This window comes from Mesorhizobium sp. M1050 (genome assembly GCF_040318715.1).
GTDB lineage: Bacteria > Pseudomonadota > Alphaproteobacteria > Rhizobiales > Rhizobiaceae > Mesorhizobium.
The window spans coordinates 23,994-38,754 of record NZ_JAMYMV010000013.1 but is presented as its reverse complement, the minus strand read 5'-3'; the positions used below and the strand labels follow the sequence as shown (position 1 = coordinate 38,754).

Sequence of the window (14,761 nt, the reverse complement as noted above, 5' to 3'; positions counted from 1 at the left end):
GATCTCCTAGCTGTCGAAGAAGACCGTTTCCTTCTCCCCCTGGAGATGGACGTCGAACACATAAATATCGCCCTGGCGCTCGGCGATCAGCGTCGGCACGCGGATGCGGTGCTCGATCCGTGCCAGGATCGCATCCCCGGCATTGGCCTTTTCCTCGTCGGAAAAATAGAGCCGTGTGTGGAGGCCGAGGTTGATGCCGCGCGCAACGATCCAGAGCGTGATGTGCGGCGCCATCAGGCTGCCATCCCTGAACGGCACCTGGCCCGGCTTGATCGTCTCGAACGTGCACAGGCCGGTGTCCATGTCGGTCGGGCAGCGGCCCCAGCCGAAGAAATTCGGATCTGCAGCACCGCGCAACTCGACCGCCGAGTTGTAAAGCCCGTCCGCATCCGCTTGCCAGATCTCGATCAGCGCATCCTTGAGCGGCGTGCCGGTGCCGTCGAGCACCCGGATTCGAAGACCGATGCGCTCACCCTTGGTCTTGTCGTTGACCATGGTGGCGCCAAGGTCGCTCGCATAGACGCCACCGATGCCGCAGAAATTAGGCGTCAGCCCAATATGGACGTATGGTCCCGCGGTCTGCGAGGGGCTCTCCTTCAGCCGGTCGAGCGACTGGGCCATCAATTGCCCTCCAGCCGGTTTTCGAACAGCGATGAGCGCCGCCCGCGCAGCACGATGTCGAACTTGTAGGCGCGCGCATCAAAGGGGATTGTCGCTTGCATGTCGAGCGCGGCGATCAGCGTCTCGACGGCTGCCTTGTCAGGGATGCCGCGCGCGATCGGGCACTGCCAGATCAGCGGGTCGCCCTCGAAATACATCTGCGTGACCAGCCGCTGCGCGAAGCCATGGCCAAAGATCGAGAAATGGATGTGCGAGGGCCGCCAGTCGTTCGGCCCGTTCGGCCAGGGATAGGGACCGGGCTTGACGGTGCGCAACGCATAGCCGCCATCCTCGCCTGATATGGCACGGCCGCAGCCGCCGAAATTCGGGTCGAGCGGCGCCAGGTAGCCATCCTTCTTGTGGCGATAACGGCCACCGGCATTGGCCTGCCAGAATTCGAGCAGCGCGCCGGGCACGCCGACGCCGCGCTCGTCGAGCACCCGCCCGTAGACGATGATGCGTTCGCCGATAGCGCTCTCGCCGGGTCCGGCGAAATTGTGGATCAGGTCGGCGTCGAGTTCGCCCAGCATGGCGTGGCCGAAGACAGGACCTGTTATTTCCGACAGTGTGTTGTCGAAAGCGAGCGGCGCCTTCTGCGGCGAGCGCAGCACCGAAGTCTTGTAGTTCGGCGTCAGGGCCGGCGGATGCCATGTCCGGTCGCGCTGAAAGAAGGCGCCGGTCTCGGGCCTCCGGTTCGAGCCGGACTTAGCGGGCATTCTTGGCTCCGTCCATTTCCGAAAACACGTCCTTGGCGATCTTGAAGGCACGGTTAGCGGCCGGCACGCCGGCATAGATGGCGACATGCAGGAACGCCTCGCAGATATCGTCGCGCGAAGCACCGGTGTTGGCGGTGGCGCGCACATGCATGGCCACCTCCTCATCATGGCCGAGTGCGGCCAGCAGCGCCAGCGTGACGATCGAACGTTCGCGCTTGGTGAGACCCGGCCGCGCCCACACCGTGCCCCAGGCCGCCTCGGTGATCAGCTCCTGGAAAGGCAGGTCGAAATCGGTGGCGGCGAGCTCGGCGCGGTCGACATGGCCATCGCCTAGCACCGAGCGGCGCATCGCGAGACCGGCGCGATATCTGGCTTCGTTGACGGGGACTTCATCCATCGGTTTCGGCTCCGGAGGCAAGCGATGCGATAAAATCGCGGATCAGAGCGACCAGTGCCTCTGGCTGTTCAACACAAGAAATGTGCGCTGCGTCGCCGATGATTTCGAAGCGCGCGCCGGGGATAAGGTCGGCCAGGGATCGCACAAGATCGGGCGGCGTCGAGCCATCCTGGTCGCCGGCGACGCAGAGCGTCGGTACCGCGATGCGCCGCGCGCTGTCGGTGAAATCCGCATCGCGAACGGCCGCGCAAGTGCCGATGTAACCGGTAAGCGCCTGCCGGGTCATCATGTTCCAATAACCGTTCAGGTCAGGGTGACGCTGCGCGTGGAAGGCCGGCGTGAACCACGTTTTGAGCACCGCGCCGGCAATCTCCTGAATGCCTTTGCTTTTGACCGCGGCGATGCGTGCGTTCCAGCTTTCGGCGGTGCCGATCTTATGGGCCGTGTCGCACAGGATCAGGCCTTCGACCATTTCTGGGCGCCTGCGATAGAAGCCTTGCGCGATCAAGCCGCCCACCGACAGGCCGCACAGCACGACCTTGCTCAATCCGAAATGATCGATGAGGCCTGAGAGGTCATCGACATGATCGTCGATCGAACTGATGTCGCCGATATCGGACAGCCCATGGCCGCGCTTGTCATAGACCAGCAGCGGCATCTCACCATCAAGCGCCGAGACAATGTCGTCCCAGATCCTGAAGTCGGTGCCCAGCGAATTGATGAATATGATCGGGCGCACATTGCCGGTCGCTTTGATGTGGCGATGGTGCAGCGTGATGCCGCCGATGGTGACGAATGGCACGATTTCGATCCTCCATCCCCACATTGCACAAGGCGTTTGGCTCGGCAAAATGATTTTTGCGCCGTTTCATAAGCTCTGGGCCCATCAAATCCGTGTCGGACAGTCTGGCCCGACCACATCGGATGTCTTGCCGACCTGGTCGGCCCCAATCACGTCTGCATCAGTCTGGGCTGCGCGTTTCCGGTCGGCGCCACGGGCATCGACCGCATCATTTCCGACGACCCGCAGTTCCGGCCAAGAGCGAATATCAGGAGAGGCACGACTTGCTCACCTAACCGCGAGGTCAGGCCGCCCGTATCGGCGATCGCGTTTTCGCCCGTACCCACTTGCCCATGCAGACATGATGGAGGGGCCTGATCAGGCCATCGATTTCGGCAAGGCGGCGGCCAGTGCATCCACGGCCAGCCGCACCTTCAATGGCAAATGCGGCGTCTGCAGCCAAAGCGCGTAGCAGTCGTAGAGAAAGCGCGGCTCATCCGGCAACAGCGCCACCAGCGCTCCGGCCCGGATTCGGTCACGCACCAGCCAGTAGGGCAGCCAGGCGACCCCCATGCCCTCGGCAGTCGCGTCGGCGATGGCATCGAGATCGTCGAGACGCAGCCGGCCGGCTGGCGTGATCTCTTGCGTGAGTTGCCCCTCGCGCACAAACAGCCACGGTTGAACGATCTGGCCGAGCCGGCGGTAGACAATCGCTTGATGGTCGACGAGATCCTCGATGCGCCGCGGTTCGCCGTGACGTTGGAGATAAGCGGGTGCGGCGCAGACGACCATGCCCTGGCGCGCGACGCGACGGGCGATCACGCCCGCCTTGTCGTCGAGGGCACCGGTGCGGATGGCAAGATCGTAGCCGTCCTCGGCGAGGTCGGCGAAGCGGTCGCTGAGCGACAGATCCAGCTCCAGCATTGGATATTGCCGCGCCAATTGCAGCAGCACGGGCGTCACGCAGTGGCGGCCGAAATGCGCCGGCATGGTGACACGCAATTTCCCACGCGGCTCCGCAAGCTGATCGGCGGCTAGCGCGTCGGCGGCGTCGGCTTCGGCCAGCACCACGCGGCAGCGTTCATAGTATGCGCGTCCGAAATCGGTCAGGCTCTGCCTGCGCGTGGTCCGGTTGAGCAGACGCACGCCCAGCCGTTCCTCAAGAAACCGAACATGCTTGCCAACCATCGGTCCGGACAGATCGAGTGCGACCGCCGCGGCTGCGAACGAGCCGAGGTCGACAGCCCTGACGAACACGGCCATGCTCTCAAGCCTACCCATATTCGGAACTCCTGCTTTCTACTGTTCTCCTTTGCAGCCATTTATCCTCGTCGAACCTAGCTGCATAGCTCATTCGGTTCAGATAATTTGGAGTATACCGAATGGCGCGTGTAGTTCGCTTTCACCGGCATGGAGGCCCCGAGGTTCTACGCATCGAGGATGTCGAATTGCCCCGACCGGGTCCGGGCGAAGTCCAAATCCGCGTCAAGGCGCTTGGTCTCAATCGCGCCGAGGCACTGCTGCGCGCCGGTGCCTATATCGAGACGCCGACGCTGCCCTCGGGGCTTGGCCTCGAGGCGGCAGGTGTTATCGAGGCGGTGGGCGAAGGCGTGAACGACCTTATGGCTGGCGACAGCGTTAGTGTCATCCCGCCGCAATCAATGATCCTTTGGCCAGCCTATGGCGAGTTGGTCACCTATCCCGCCAATCTCGTCGTCAAGCACCCGCCATCGCTCGACTGGCGGACTGCAGCGGCGGTCTGGATGCAGTATCTGACCGCCTATGGGGCGTTGATCGACATCGCTAACCTGCACAGCGGAGATATGGTCGTCATCACCGCTGCATCGAGCAGTGTCGGCCTTGCCGCGATCCAGATCGCCAACTGGGTCGGCGCGACCGTGATCGCGGTGACGCGAACGTCAGCCAAGAAGCAGGCGCTGCTCAACGCCGGTGCGGCGCATGTCGTGGTCTCGGCCGAGGAGGATCTGTCGGCACGGCTGAATGAGATCGCAGGGCAGCAAGGCGTGCGCGTCGTCTTCGATGCGATCGGCGGCCCGGTTTTCGAGCCGCTGACGGCGGCAATGGCACGCGGCGGCATCCTCATCGAATATGGTGGCCTCAGCCGCGAGCCGACGCCGTTCCCTTTGGGCGCAGTGTTGGGCAAGACGCTGACGCTGCGCGGCTACCTCGTCCATGAGATCACCGGCGACCCGGCGAAACTGGAAACGGCCAAGGCGTTCATCCTAGACGGTCTGGAGAGCGGAACGCTGAGGCCGATCATCGACAGGACCTTTGCGTTCGACCAGATCGTCGAAGCGCATCGCTACCTGGAATCGAACGAGCAGTTCGGCAAGATCGTGGTGACGGTTTGAGCAGAGATGGCGAACAAATCACCGTTGCCAGCAGCATCGCCCTTGAAGGCGAGACTCTGCACTCCTAACTGTGCCGTGCGGGCCGGGCCCCTCTGACAGTCGCTTTTGGCGATTGTGATGTCGGACCGCTTAACGGGCCCGTTTCCATTCCTTTCGATCAAGCGGGCTCAAATACTTTTGGTTTGGAGCCCCACATGACATCTTCCGTCCTTGGTATGGTTTGCCCCTCCTGTCGCGTCGCGCTCGTGATGAGCGAACGCCAGGGTATCGAAATCGATTACTGTCCGCAGTGCCGCGGCGTCTGGCTTGATCGAGGCGAACTCGACAAGATAATCGAGCGTTCCGGCAGGGGGGCTTCGCCCGCGCCGCAGCCGGCAGCATTCTCCCAGCCGCAACATGGCCAAGGGCGCGATGACGATTATTCCCGCTCGCAGGGCCACCGCTATCCGAAGCGGAAGAAATCATTTTTCGAAGAGTTGTTCGATTGACCGCACCACGCCCGATACCCCGGGCCGGCGTTTGCTGAAAACTTCAAAACCGCATCGACAAAGGTCCATCCCGATGATTTCGCGCACAAGCCGATTTGCAGCCCTCGTTGCAGGACTGTTCCTCGCATTTTCCATGGTCGCGATGGATCATGCCGAGGCCCGTCGCGGCGGCAGTTTCGGCAGTCGTGGCATGCGCACGTTCCAATCGGCACCGCCGACCAGAACCGCACCGGCGCCGACCGCACCGGTCGAGCGTTCGATGACGCCCAACACCGGTGTGAACAACGCGGCCCGGCAGCCGCAGGCCGGCATGCAGAGGCCCGGCTTCATGAGCGGCTTCGGTGGGACAATGATGCGTGGCCTGCTGCTCGGCGGCCTGATCGGCCTGCTCGTGGGCCAAGGCTTCGGCGGACTGGCCGGCATGTTCGGTTTCCTGCTTCAGGCCCTGCTCATTGGTGGCGCAATCATGCTGGCTCTCAGGTTCTTCCGGTCGCAATCCGCGCGCGGTCCCGCCCAGGCGCTCGCCGGTGCCGACAATGCCCAGGCGTCGCGGTTTGAGAATCGCGCAACGACACAGCAACAGACTGCGCGCCCTTTCACGATTCCCGGCTTTGGCGGCGGTTCGGGAGGCTCTGCGGACACCGGTTCCGAGGAGATCACGCTGGCCCAGACCGACCTCGACACATTCCAGCAGTTGTTGACCGATGTTCAGGAAGCCTTCGGGCGCGAGGACCATGCCGCTCTGCGCCGGGCGACGACCCCCGAGATGGTGTCCTATCTCTCGGAAGAGCTGGCCGCCAATGCCCAGAAAGGTCTCAGGAACGAGGTGACGGACATCACTTTGCTGCAGGCCGACATTGCGGAAAGCTGGCGCGAGGATGACCGCGACTATGCCACGGCCGCATTGCGCTACGAGTCTCGTGACGTGACGCGCGAGCGGGCCAGCGGCAAGGTCGTCGAGGGCGACGGTGACCACCCGACAGAGACGACCGAGTTGTGGACGTTCGTGCGCGAGAATGGCTCGAACTGGAAGCTGTCGGCAATACAACAGGCTTGAGCTGTGTCCGAGGCGGCTGCTTGCGGGCGCTTGGCGCACCAACGGACAGCCGCGTGCCGATGGGGTAACGTGCCCGGTATCGCTCAGCGCCTCGCGGTCAAGGCTGCCGACAAATACCTGACAATCCTTGCGCATGAATTGCTCCCCTCCCCGCGCCGCTTCGGCGCGCGGGAGCGGCCAAATTTCGCCTCTTCGCGCTTGCATCGCAATCCCACATGTGAAAAGAATATTTACAAAAGAAGATTGACGGGAGGAGACGGCGTGCAATCAGGCGGCTTGACGCGTGTTCAAACGGTTGCGCGAGATCTTCGGCACGACTGGCGGAGCCGGCCATGAACGACTTCGCGGCCAGCGTCGGTGTCACCTCGACGCATCCTAAGAACATGCCCGAGGAGCATGCCGCGCTGCCGGTGTGGAATGCCGAGAACTGGTTCTATGAGGACTGGCCGGTCGGCCAGAAAATCCGCTCGTTGCGGCGTACCATGGCGGAAGGCGACAGCCATTTGTTCAACACGCTGGTGCTCGACATTCACCCCTATGTGCAGGACCAGATGTTTGCCGAGACCGAAGGCATTTTCGGCAAGCGGCTGATCGCCGGCGCCTTTGTCTTCTCGGCCGGGCTCGGGCTGGTCGCGACCAACTGCGTCAATGCATTTTCCTATGGCTACGACAAGCTGCGCTTCATAAAGCCTGTCTTCATCGACGATACGATCTATTCGATCCGCACCAACCTCGACAAGAAGCCCCGCTACAAGGAAATGGGGCTGATCCGCGCCAGCTACGAAGTGTTCAAGGGCGAAGGCGAGCTCGTTCTCTATTGCGAGCATCTGCAGACGGTGAAGTACCGCAACCCGGCCGACTTCGTCGGCAAGACGGAGAAATAGCAATGCCGGCAGCAGCCGAATTGCCGCTTGCCGGTCTCATTGTCGTGGACATGAGCCAATTCCTGTCGGGCCCATACTGCTCGTTGAGGCTGCTCGACCTCGGCGCCCGCGTGATCAAGATCGAGCGTCCAGATGGCGGCGATCTCTCGCGCCGGCTCTATCTCAGTGACACCGAGATCGGCGGCGATTCCACCATCTTCCACGCCATCAACAGGGCCAAGGAAAGTTTTGCCGTCGACCTGAAGAACGAGGCGGATCTCGAGGCGCTGCGCGGGCTTTTGGCCAAGGCCGACGTGCTGATCCAGAATTTCCGGCCCGGCGTCATCGAGCGGCTTGGCTTGGATTACGAGGCCGTTCGCAAGCTCAATCCGCGGCTGGTCTACGCCTCGATCAGTGGCTATGGCGAGGACGGCCCTTGGGTCAAGCGTCCGGGCCAGGACCTGCTGGCGCAGGCGCGTTCCGGCGTGATGTGGCTCAATGGAGACGAAGACCAGGGGCCGGTGCCGTTCGGCCTTGCCATCGGCGACATGCTGGCCGGTGCTGCCTGCGCGCAAGGCGTTCTGGCGGCACTGGTGCGACGTGGCATCACTGGCCAGGGCAGCCATATCGAGACAAGCCTGCTGGAGGCGCTGGTCGACTTCCAGTTCGAGGTACTGACCACGCATCTCAACGACGGCCGGCGTTTGCCACGCCGCTCCAGCTTCCGCAGTGCACATGCCTATCTGTCGGCGCCCTATGGCGTCTACCCGGCCAAGGACGGCTATCTCGCCATCGCCATGACGCCGATCCCCAAGCTCGCCGACCTGCTGTCACTTAACGAGCTGGCGCCCTATCGTGACCTGCCTGCATCCTGGTTCACCGCGCGCGACGACATCAAGGCGATTATTGCGCAACGGATAGCCACTAAAACCGTCGACGAGTGGCTTGATGTCCTCGAGCCGGCCGACATCTGGTGCGCCAAGGTGCTGACCTGGCCGGAGATGCTGGCGAGCGAGGGCTTCCAGTCGCTCGATATTCTGCAGACGGTGACGCGCGAGGATAATGTCTCGATCCTGACCACCAGTTCGCCGCTCCGGGTCGATGGCGTCAGAGCCAAGGTCGATCGGGCAGCGCCTCGCATCGGCGAGCACAGTGCGGCAATCCGCGAGGAGTTCGGCCTGTGAGCGTGCCCACGCTCAAGGGCATGACCTGGAGCCATCCGCGCGGCTACGATCCTATGATCGCCTGCTCGTCGCTGTGGAAGCAGAAGACTGGCATCACCATCGAATGGGACAAGCGCTCGCTGCAGGATTTCGAATCGTTCCCGGTCGAGGAACTGGCGCGCGCCTATGATCTCATCGTCATTGATCATCCGCATGTCGGCCAGATCACTGCGGAGCGCTGCCTCGAGCCGCTGGATGTCGCTGGCCGCGAGGCGGAACTTGCAGCACTTGCCTCGGGCAGCGTCGGCCGGTCCTATCCGAGCTACAACTGGCAGGGGCGGCAATGGGCTTTCCCGATCGATGCGGCCAGCCAGGTCCAGGCCTGGCGGCCGGACGCGCTCGACGCGCCGCCGGCGCGCTGGAGCGATGTGCTCGATCTGGCCCGCCAAGGCCGGGTGCTGCTGCCTTTGCGCCCGCCTCACGTGCTGATGGCGTTCTACACGCTCGCCGGCAATTTTGGCCGCCCTTGCGCAACGGACCCGTCCGGCGATCTCATCGATGCCGACGAAGTCTTCGAGACGATGCGCGAGATAGCCGCACTGGTCGGCCCCGCCTGCTTCGAGATGGATCCGATCGCAGTTTCGGAACGCATGGCGGAGGCCGGCTCCCGCATCATCTGTGCACCGCTGATCTACGGCTATGTTTCCTATGCAATGTCTGGTTTTCGCGCGAACCGGCTGGCGTTCGCCGACATCCCGGTCGTCGGCTCCAGCGGTCCGATCGGTTCGGCACTTGGTGGCACCGGCATAGCTGTATCGGCCTTTGCCAAAGCGAAGGATGCCGCGATCGACTTCGCCTACTGGGTGGCAAGCGGCGAGGTCCAGCGCGGTCCCTATGCTGCCGTTGGCGGGCAGCCCGGCCATGCAGCGGCCTGGGAGGACCGGGCCGTCAATGAAGCGACAGGCAATTTCTATCGGGACACGCGCGCGACGCTGGAGGGTGCGTGGGTGCGGCCGCGCCATGACGGCTATATGACGTTCCAGCAGGCGGCGTCCGATCGTATCCTTACTGGCATGACCTCCCGGCACAAAGCCGCGGAGGTCATTGCCGATCTCAATCGCCTGTTTCGGGAGACTCTTCCGGCATCCAGCGATGCCTCCAAAGGGTGAGCGAGCTCGCCTAGTCGAGCCGCCACAGTTTGCGGGCATTCGCGAACAAGAGCCTGTCGCGCTCATCGACGCTGCAGCCTGCAAGAAGCGCATGGGTCGCCGCCACCCAGGTCGACAGGCCGCCGCCGAGCGTGCAGACCGGCCAGTCGCTGCCCCAGACAGCACGGTCCCAGCCGAACGCGCCGATTGTGTGCTCGACATAGGGCCGCAGCGTCTCAGCCGTCCAACTGCCCGGATCGGCATAGGCAACGACACCGGAAATCTTGGCCATGACATTCGGGCGCCGCGCGATCTCACTCATGTGCTCGCGCCACGGATGCTCGGCTCCGCCCTTGATATCGGGCACGCCGCAATGGTCGAGGACAAACGTCACATCGGGCGCCAGGTCTGCCAGCGCGAATGCCTTCGGGATCTGGTGCGGCAGCACGACGAGATCGAAGGTCAGGCCGGTGCCGCCAAGCCGCTTGATGTTGTCACGAAAGAGTGCGCCTTCCGAGAGATCATCCGGCACGACATGGAGGACGCGGCGGAACCCTTTGACGAACGGATTTGCTCGCTGCCTTTCAAGATAAGCCGGAAAATCCGCCTCTTCGGGGCGGCAGGATGCGATCGCTCCAGCCAGCATGCTGCCGGGTTGCCGTGCCAGCCCTTCGACCCGAAGGGTCTCAGCCTCGATCTCGGCCGGGTCGACATCGACCTCCATATGCAGCACACGCCCGATGCCGACACGCTGCGCCTCCACGGAATATTCCTCATAGGAGAAATCGCGGTTGAGCGCCGGCACGCCGGACAGCCAGGGATAGCGCAACGCTGAGCGATCGATGAGATGCAAATGGGTGTCGATGATCATGACGGGCTCCTCCTCGTGGCTGTTTCAGATCATCTCACGGAGGAATTCTTCATTCAAATAAGAATTCACGCCGATGAGCCGACTGCCGAGCCCGCGAGGTGCGACAGCTTTTGACACGTTGCCAGCAACAACTCGATCGTCCGGGTGATGTCGGGTGCAGAAGGCGCGTTGACCACGGTGATATAGGGAATCGATAGCGCGGCGATCGCCTTGCCATCGGAACTGCGTACCGGAGCGGACAGGTTGAAGACCCCAGCGGTCTGCATCGAGGCCATCATCTCGTAACCGCGGTCGCGGATCTGGTCGAGCCGGGTGAAGAACTCAGCCGACTGCGCCGTCTTGTCGGTGCTGCGGACGTGTTCCGAGATCATCATCTGACGCTCTTCCGGTGAGCGGAAGGCGAGCAGCACATGTCCCGAACCGGTGTCGAACAGGCTGATATGCGAACCGACCCGGATCGAAATCCCCCAATAGTTCGGTGCCTCTTGCTGGCCGATGACGACAGCGGAACCACGGTCAAAAACAACGAGTTGGTTGGCCTGCTGCGATGTCTCGGCCAATTCGCGCATCAGCGGTGTGGCGTAGGAAACCAGCCGCCGGACGGGCGCATGCAATTGCGCCAGTCCGAACAGCTTGAGCGTCAGCGAATAGCGGTCGCCGTCGAGCCGCGTGACGTAGCCGCGCCGCACCAGCCGATCCAGCATGCGGTAGAATTCGTTAGGGCTGCGGTCGAGTTTCTTGGCGATTTCGGCCTGCGTCAGACCACCGTCGACGCCCGCCAGCAGTTCGAGGATATCGAGCCCCTTGTCGAGCGCCGGCGCGCGGTAGCGCTCGTCTTCGCTATCGTCCATGACTCATCCCTCCAGTGAATTTCATCCTTCATATACGCAGGAACATGGCTGGCGGAAACAAATTTCGCCTTGACGTGTCTGTGAATGTTTTGTTTGTATATGAATGTATGACTTCTTGTCATCAGACGAGTTGCGGTCGCCGCTGAGGCGGCACCAAGGGAGGATACCAATGAACAGACTGATTTCCGGCGTGTGCGCCGGTGCATTGTTGCTTGCGTCAGGTGCAGGCGCTGCCCTTGCCGGCGACCTGCCCGGCAAGTTCGAAGGCGTGACCGTCGACGTGAAGCTGATCGGTGGCCAGCAATATGAAAAGCTCTACGAGCGCATTCCCGAATGGGAAAAGGCCACCGGCGCCAAGGTCAACATCCTGACCAAGAAGAACGGCTTCGACATCGACAAGGAGCTCAAGTCCGACATTGCCTCGGGCAGCACCAACTGGTGCGTCGGCTGGAACCATTCGTCGTTCGCGCCGCAGTATACGAGCCTCTACACCGACCTCAGCAAATTGCTGCCCAAGGAAGAGATCGACGCCTTCGTGCCGTCGACGATCACCTCGGCGACGATCGACGGCAAGCTGGAGATGCTGCCGCGAGCGCAGTTCGACGTTTCGGCGCTCTACTACCAGAAGAGCCTCTACGAGAATGCCGACAACAAGACCAAGTTCAAGGCGAAATACGGCTATGACCTGGTGCCGCCGGACACCTGGAAGGAAGTCACCGACCAGGCCGAATTCTTCGCCAACCCGCCAAATTTCTACGGCACGCAGTTCGCCGGCAAGGAAGAGGCGATCAACGGCCGCTTCTACGAGATGGTCGTCGCCGAGGGCGGCGAGTACCTCGACAAGGACGGCAAGCCGGTCTTCAATTCCGAGGCCGGCATCCGGGCGCTCGACTGGTTCGTCAACCTCTACAAGGCGAAGGCGGTGCCGGCAGGAACCACCAATTACCTTTGGGACGATCTCGGCCAGGGCTTTGCTTCGGGCACCGTCGCCATCAATCTCGACTGGCCGGGCTGGGCGGGCTTCTTCAATGACCCGAAGTCGTCGAAGGTCGCCGGCAATGTCGGCGTCAAGGTTGCGCCGAAGGGCTCGTCCGGCAAGCGCACCGGCTGGTCCGGCTTCCATGGTTTCTCGGTGACCGAGAATTGCCCGAACAAGGAGGCCGCGGCCTCGCTGGTGTGGTGGCTGACCAACGAAGACAGCCAGAAGCTCGAGGCTGCCGCAGGTCCGCTACCGACCCGCACGGCCGTGTGGACCTGGGATCTGAAGCAGGCCGAAAACGATCCTTACAAGAAGGAGGTTCTTACCGCCTTCCAGGAAGAGGCCAAGCACGCTTTTGCCGTGCCGCAGACGCCTGAGTGGATCGAGATCTCGAACGCCGTCTACCCCGAACTGCAGGCGGCGATTCTCGGCGACAAGACGTCCAAGCAGGCACTGGACGAAGCGGCCGCCAAGGCGACGCAAATCCTCCAGGACGCCGGCAAGCTCTAGCAACGGCTCCCAAGGCTGCCTCCCCCATCAGAAAATGGGGGAGGCGACCGCGTTTTCGCGGGATGCTCGGCGGTTTGCGCCGCTCCTTCGTCCCCGTTTCCCGCACCGCCGTCCATGAAAACACCTCAAGGATTCTGATGAAGGGCTTCAAGCCATCCGCGCCATTCCTGCTGCTGCTCCCGGCCATGATCGTGCTGGCGGCCGTCGTCGTGGTGCCGTTGCTGCTGTCGCTCTATTCCAGCTTCACGCCTTTCCGCCTGACGCGGCCCGAGACATTCTACGTCTTCATCGGCTTCAGGAACTATCTTTCAATCCTGTCCAACACCGATTTCTGGTGGGCGTTCGGCCGCACGGTGCTGCTGCTGACCATCGCGCTCAATCTCGAAATGCTGCTCGGCCTCGGACTTGCGATGCTGGTCGAGAAGGCAACGCGCGGCCAGCGTATCCTGCGCACGCTGATGATGTTCCCGATGATGTTCTCGCCGATCCTCGTCGGCTTCCAGTTCAAGTTCATGTTCAACGACAATATCGGCCTGGTGAACAATGCCCTGCAGTCGCTCGGCATCACCAGGGATGCCATACCATGGCTGATCGAAGGCCATCTTGCCTTCATCGCCATTTCTATCGCCGAGATCTGGTCGTCGACGGCGATCTTCGCGATCTTGATCCTCGCCGGACTGCTCGCCATGCCCAAGGAGCCGATCGAGGCGGCACGGGTCGACGGCTGCACGCCGTGGCAGACCTTCCGCTATGTGACGTGGCCGTTCGTCATGCCGTTCGCCTACATTGCCATGACCATCCGTTCGCTCGACGTGGCGCGCGCCTATGACATCGTCAAGATCATGACCGATGGCGGACCGGCGGGCCGAACCGAACTGCTTTGGACACTGGTGGCGCGCACCGCCTACAGCGACGGACGCATGGGCATGGCCAACGCCATGGCCTATTTCTCGATCCTGCTGTCGATCGCCTTCACCGTCTATTTCTTCAACAAGCTCGCCGCGGCGCGCACGCAGATCGGTGCTGAGTGGTGAGAATGGACGAAAATTCTTCCGCCCGCCTGAAGCGTCGGCTGATTGGCATTGTCTATCGCATCGGCCTGTTCCTGGCGATGCTGACCATCTGCCTGCCGGGTCTCTGGATCGTGCTCTCGTCGCTGCGACCGGCGGTGGAGATCATGGCCAAGCCGCCGGTGTGGATCCCGCAGGAGATTTCGTTCGACGCCTACATCGCGATGTTCTCCGGCATCGGCAAGGGTGGCATCCCTGTCATCGAATATTTCCGAAACTCGCTGATCATCTCGGTGACCTCGACGGTCATCGCGGTGGCCATCGGCATGGCTGGCGGCTATGCCTTTGCGCGCTACCGCTTCCGCGGCAAGTCGAGCGTCTTTCTCGGCCTGATGCTGACCCGCACGGTCCCCGGCATCGCGCTGTCGCTGCCGCTGTTCTTCCTCTATGTGCGGCTTGGCATCATCGACACGCATTTCGGGCTGATCCTAGCCTATGTCGCGCTCAACGTGCCGTTCACCATCTGGCTGATCGACGGCTTCTTCCGCCAGGTGCCCAAGGACCTCGCTGAGGCGGCACAGATCGATGGCTGCACGCGCTGGCAGGCATTCTGGCAGGTCGAGTTCCCGCTCGCCGGGCCGGGCATCGCATCCGCCGCGATCTTCGCCTTCCTGACCTGCTGGAACGAGTTTGCGCTGGCCTCGCAGCTGACCCGCTCGGTAAGCGCCAAGACGCTGCCGGTCGGCCTGCTCGACTACACGGCCGAGTTCACCATCGACTGGCGCGGCATGTGCGCGCTGGCCGTCGTGATGATCATTCCGGCGCTCACCCTCACCTACATCGTCCAGAAACACCTAGTCGGCGGCCTGACCTCCGGCGCGGTGAAAGGCTGATC

General features: G+C 62.6%; 16 protein-coding genes. 9 read left to right on the top strand and 7 right to left on the bottom strand.

The genetic code is table 11. The features are described 5' to 3' along the window. Window positions 1–6: 6 nt before the first annotated feature. From pcaG to NKH57_RS10480, 5 genes are all read right to left on the bottom strand, one after another. Complete coding sequence (gene pcaG / locus NKH57_RS10500) at window positions 7–621, bottom strand: protocatechuate 3,4-dioxygenase subunit alpha (protein WP_352943987.1); 615 nt, start codon at window positions 619–621, stop codon at window positions 7–9. Then, window positions 621–1,376 carry a protocatechuate 3,4-dioxygenase subunit beta gene (pcaH, locus tag NKH57_RS10495; RefSeq protein ID WP_352726143.1) on the bottom strand — a complete coding sequence of 252 codons (756 nt, stop codon included), beginning with the start codon at window positions 1,374–1,376 and terminating at the stop codon, window positions 621–623. The genes pcaG and pcaH overlap by 1 nt, the downstream gene beginning before the upstream one ends. Continuing rightward, a complete protein-coding gene (gene pcaC / locus NKH57_RS10490) occupies window positions 1,366–1,773 on the bottom strand; it encodes a 4-carboxymuconolactone decarboxylase (RefSeq protein WP_352726145.1) in 408 nt (135 codons plus the stop codon). The genes pcaH and pcaC overlap by 11 nt, the downstream gene beginning before the upstream one ends. Then, on the bottom strand, window positions 1,766–2,575 hold the full coding sequence (gene pcaD / locus NKH57_RS10485; protein ID WP_352726147.1) for a 3-oxoadipate enol-lactonase: 810 nt from the start codon (window positions 2,573–2,575) through the stop codon (window positions 1,766–1,768). Before pcaD ends, pcaC begins: the two co-directional genes overlap by 8 nt. A 357-nt stretch (window positions 2,576–2,932) precedes the next feature. Next, window positions 2,933–3,835 (bottom strand): LysR family transcriptional regulator, encoded by a 903-nt coding sequence (locus NKH57_RS10480; protein WP_352943984.1) that lies wholly within the window; start codon window positions 3,833–3,835, stop codon window positions 2,933–2,935. A 101-nt stretch (window positions 3,836–3,936) separates the two neighbouring features. Here NKH57_RS10480 and NKH57_RS10475 point away from each other — a divergent pair, with 101 nt between their 5' ends. The 6 genes from NKH57_RS10475 (at window position 3,937) to NKH57_RS10450 (ending at window position 9,666) form a co-directional block, all read left to right on the top strand. Then, window positions 3,937–4,926 (top strand): zinc-dependent alcohol dehydrogenase family protein, encoded by a 990-nt coding sequence (locus tag NKH57_RS10475; protein WP_352943982.1) that lies wholly within the window; start codon window positions 3,937–3,939, stop codon window positions 4,924–4,926. Window positions 4,927–5,120: 194 nt separating this feature from the next. After that, entirely contained in the window at window positions 5,121–5,414 is a 294-nt protein-coding gene (locus NKH57_RS10470) for a TFIIB-type zinc ribbon-containing protein (protein ID WP_352943980.1), read from the top strand. Window positions 5,415–5,487: 73 nt separating this feature from the next. Continuing rightward, entirely contained in the window at window positions 5,488–6,471 is a 984-nt protein-coding gene (locus NKH57_RS10465; RefSeq protein ID WP_352943978.1) for a Tim44 domain-containing protein, read from the top strand. Between the two features lie 332 nt (window positions 6,472–6,803). Beyond that, entirely contained in the window at window positions 6,804–7,355 is a 552-nt protein-coding gene (locus tag NKH57_RS10460) for a MaoC family dehydratase (protein WP_352943976.1), read from the top strand. Window positions 7,356–7,357: 2 nt separating this feature from the next. Beyond that, on the top strand, window positions 7,358–8,518 hold the full coding sequence (locus NKH57_RS10455) for a CaiB/BaiF CoA transferase family protein (RefSeq protein WP_352834606.1): 1,161 nt from the start codon (window positions 7,358–7,360) through the stop codon (window positions 8,516–8,518). Beyond that, a complete protein-coding gene (locus NKH57_RS10450; protein WP_352943974.1) occupies window positions 8,515–9,666 on the top strand; it encodes an extracellular solute-binding protein in 1,152 nt (383 codons plus the stop codon). Before NKH57_RS10455 ends, NKH57_RS10450 begins: the two co-directional genes overlap by 4 nt. A gap of 10 nt (window positions 9,667–9,676) precedes the next feature. Here the strand turns inward: NKH57_RS10450 and NKH57_RS10445 are convergent, their stop codons facing one another. Together NKH57_RS10445 and NKH57_RS10440 are read right to left on the bottom strand one after the other, a co-directional pair. Continuing rightward, window positions 9,677–10,516 carry an amidohydrolase family protein gene (locus NKH57_RS10445; protein ID WP_352943972.1) on the bottom strand — a complete coding sequence of 280 codons (840 nt, stop codon included), beginning with the start codon at window positions 10,514–10,516 and terminating at the stop codon, window positions 9,677–9,679. A 65-nt stretch (window positions 10,517–10,581) separates the two neighbouring features. Continuing rightward, a complete protein-coding gene (locus NKH57_RS10440) occupies window positions 10,582–11,367 on the bottom strand; it encodes an IclR family transcriptional regulator (protein WP_023756698.1) in 786 nt (261 codons plus the stop codon). Between the two features lie 169 nt (window positions 11,368–11,536). Here NKH57_RS10440 and NKH57_RS10435 point away from each other — a divergent pair, with 169 nt between their 5' ends. From NKH57_RS10435 to NKH57_RS10425, 3 genes are all read left to right on the top strand, one after another. After that, complete coding sequence (locus tag NKH57_RS10435) at window positions 11,537–12,856, top strand: ABC transporter substrate-binding protein (protein WP_352943970.1); 1,320 nt, start codon at window positions 11,537–11,539, stop codon at window positions 12,854–12,856. Window positions 12,857–12,993: 137 nt separating this feature from the next. Beyond that, the gene (locus tag NKH57_RS10430; protein WP_352600623.1) at window positions 12,994–13,890 is read left to right on the top strand and encodes a carbohydrate ABC transporter permease; all 897 of its coding nucleotides are present in this window, start codon (window positions 12,994–12,996) and stop codon (window positions 13,888–13,890) included. A gap of 2 nt (window positions 13,891–13,892) precedes the next feature. Beyond that, entirely contained in the window at window positions 13,893–14,759 is an 867-nt protein-coding gene (locus NKH57_RS10425) for a carbohydrate ABC transporter permease (protein ID WP_352726164.1), read from the top strand. Window positions 14,760–14,761 lie beyond the last annotated feature (2 nt).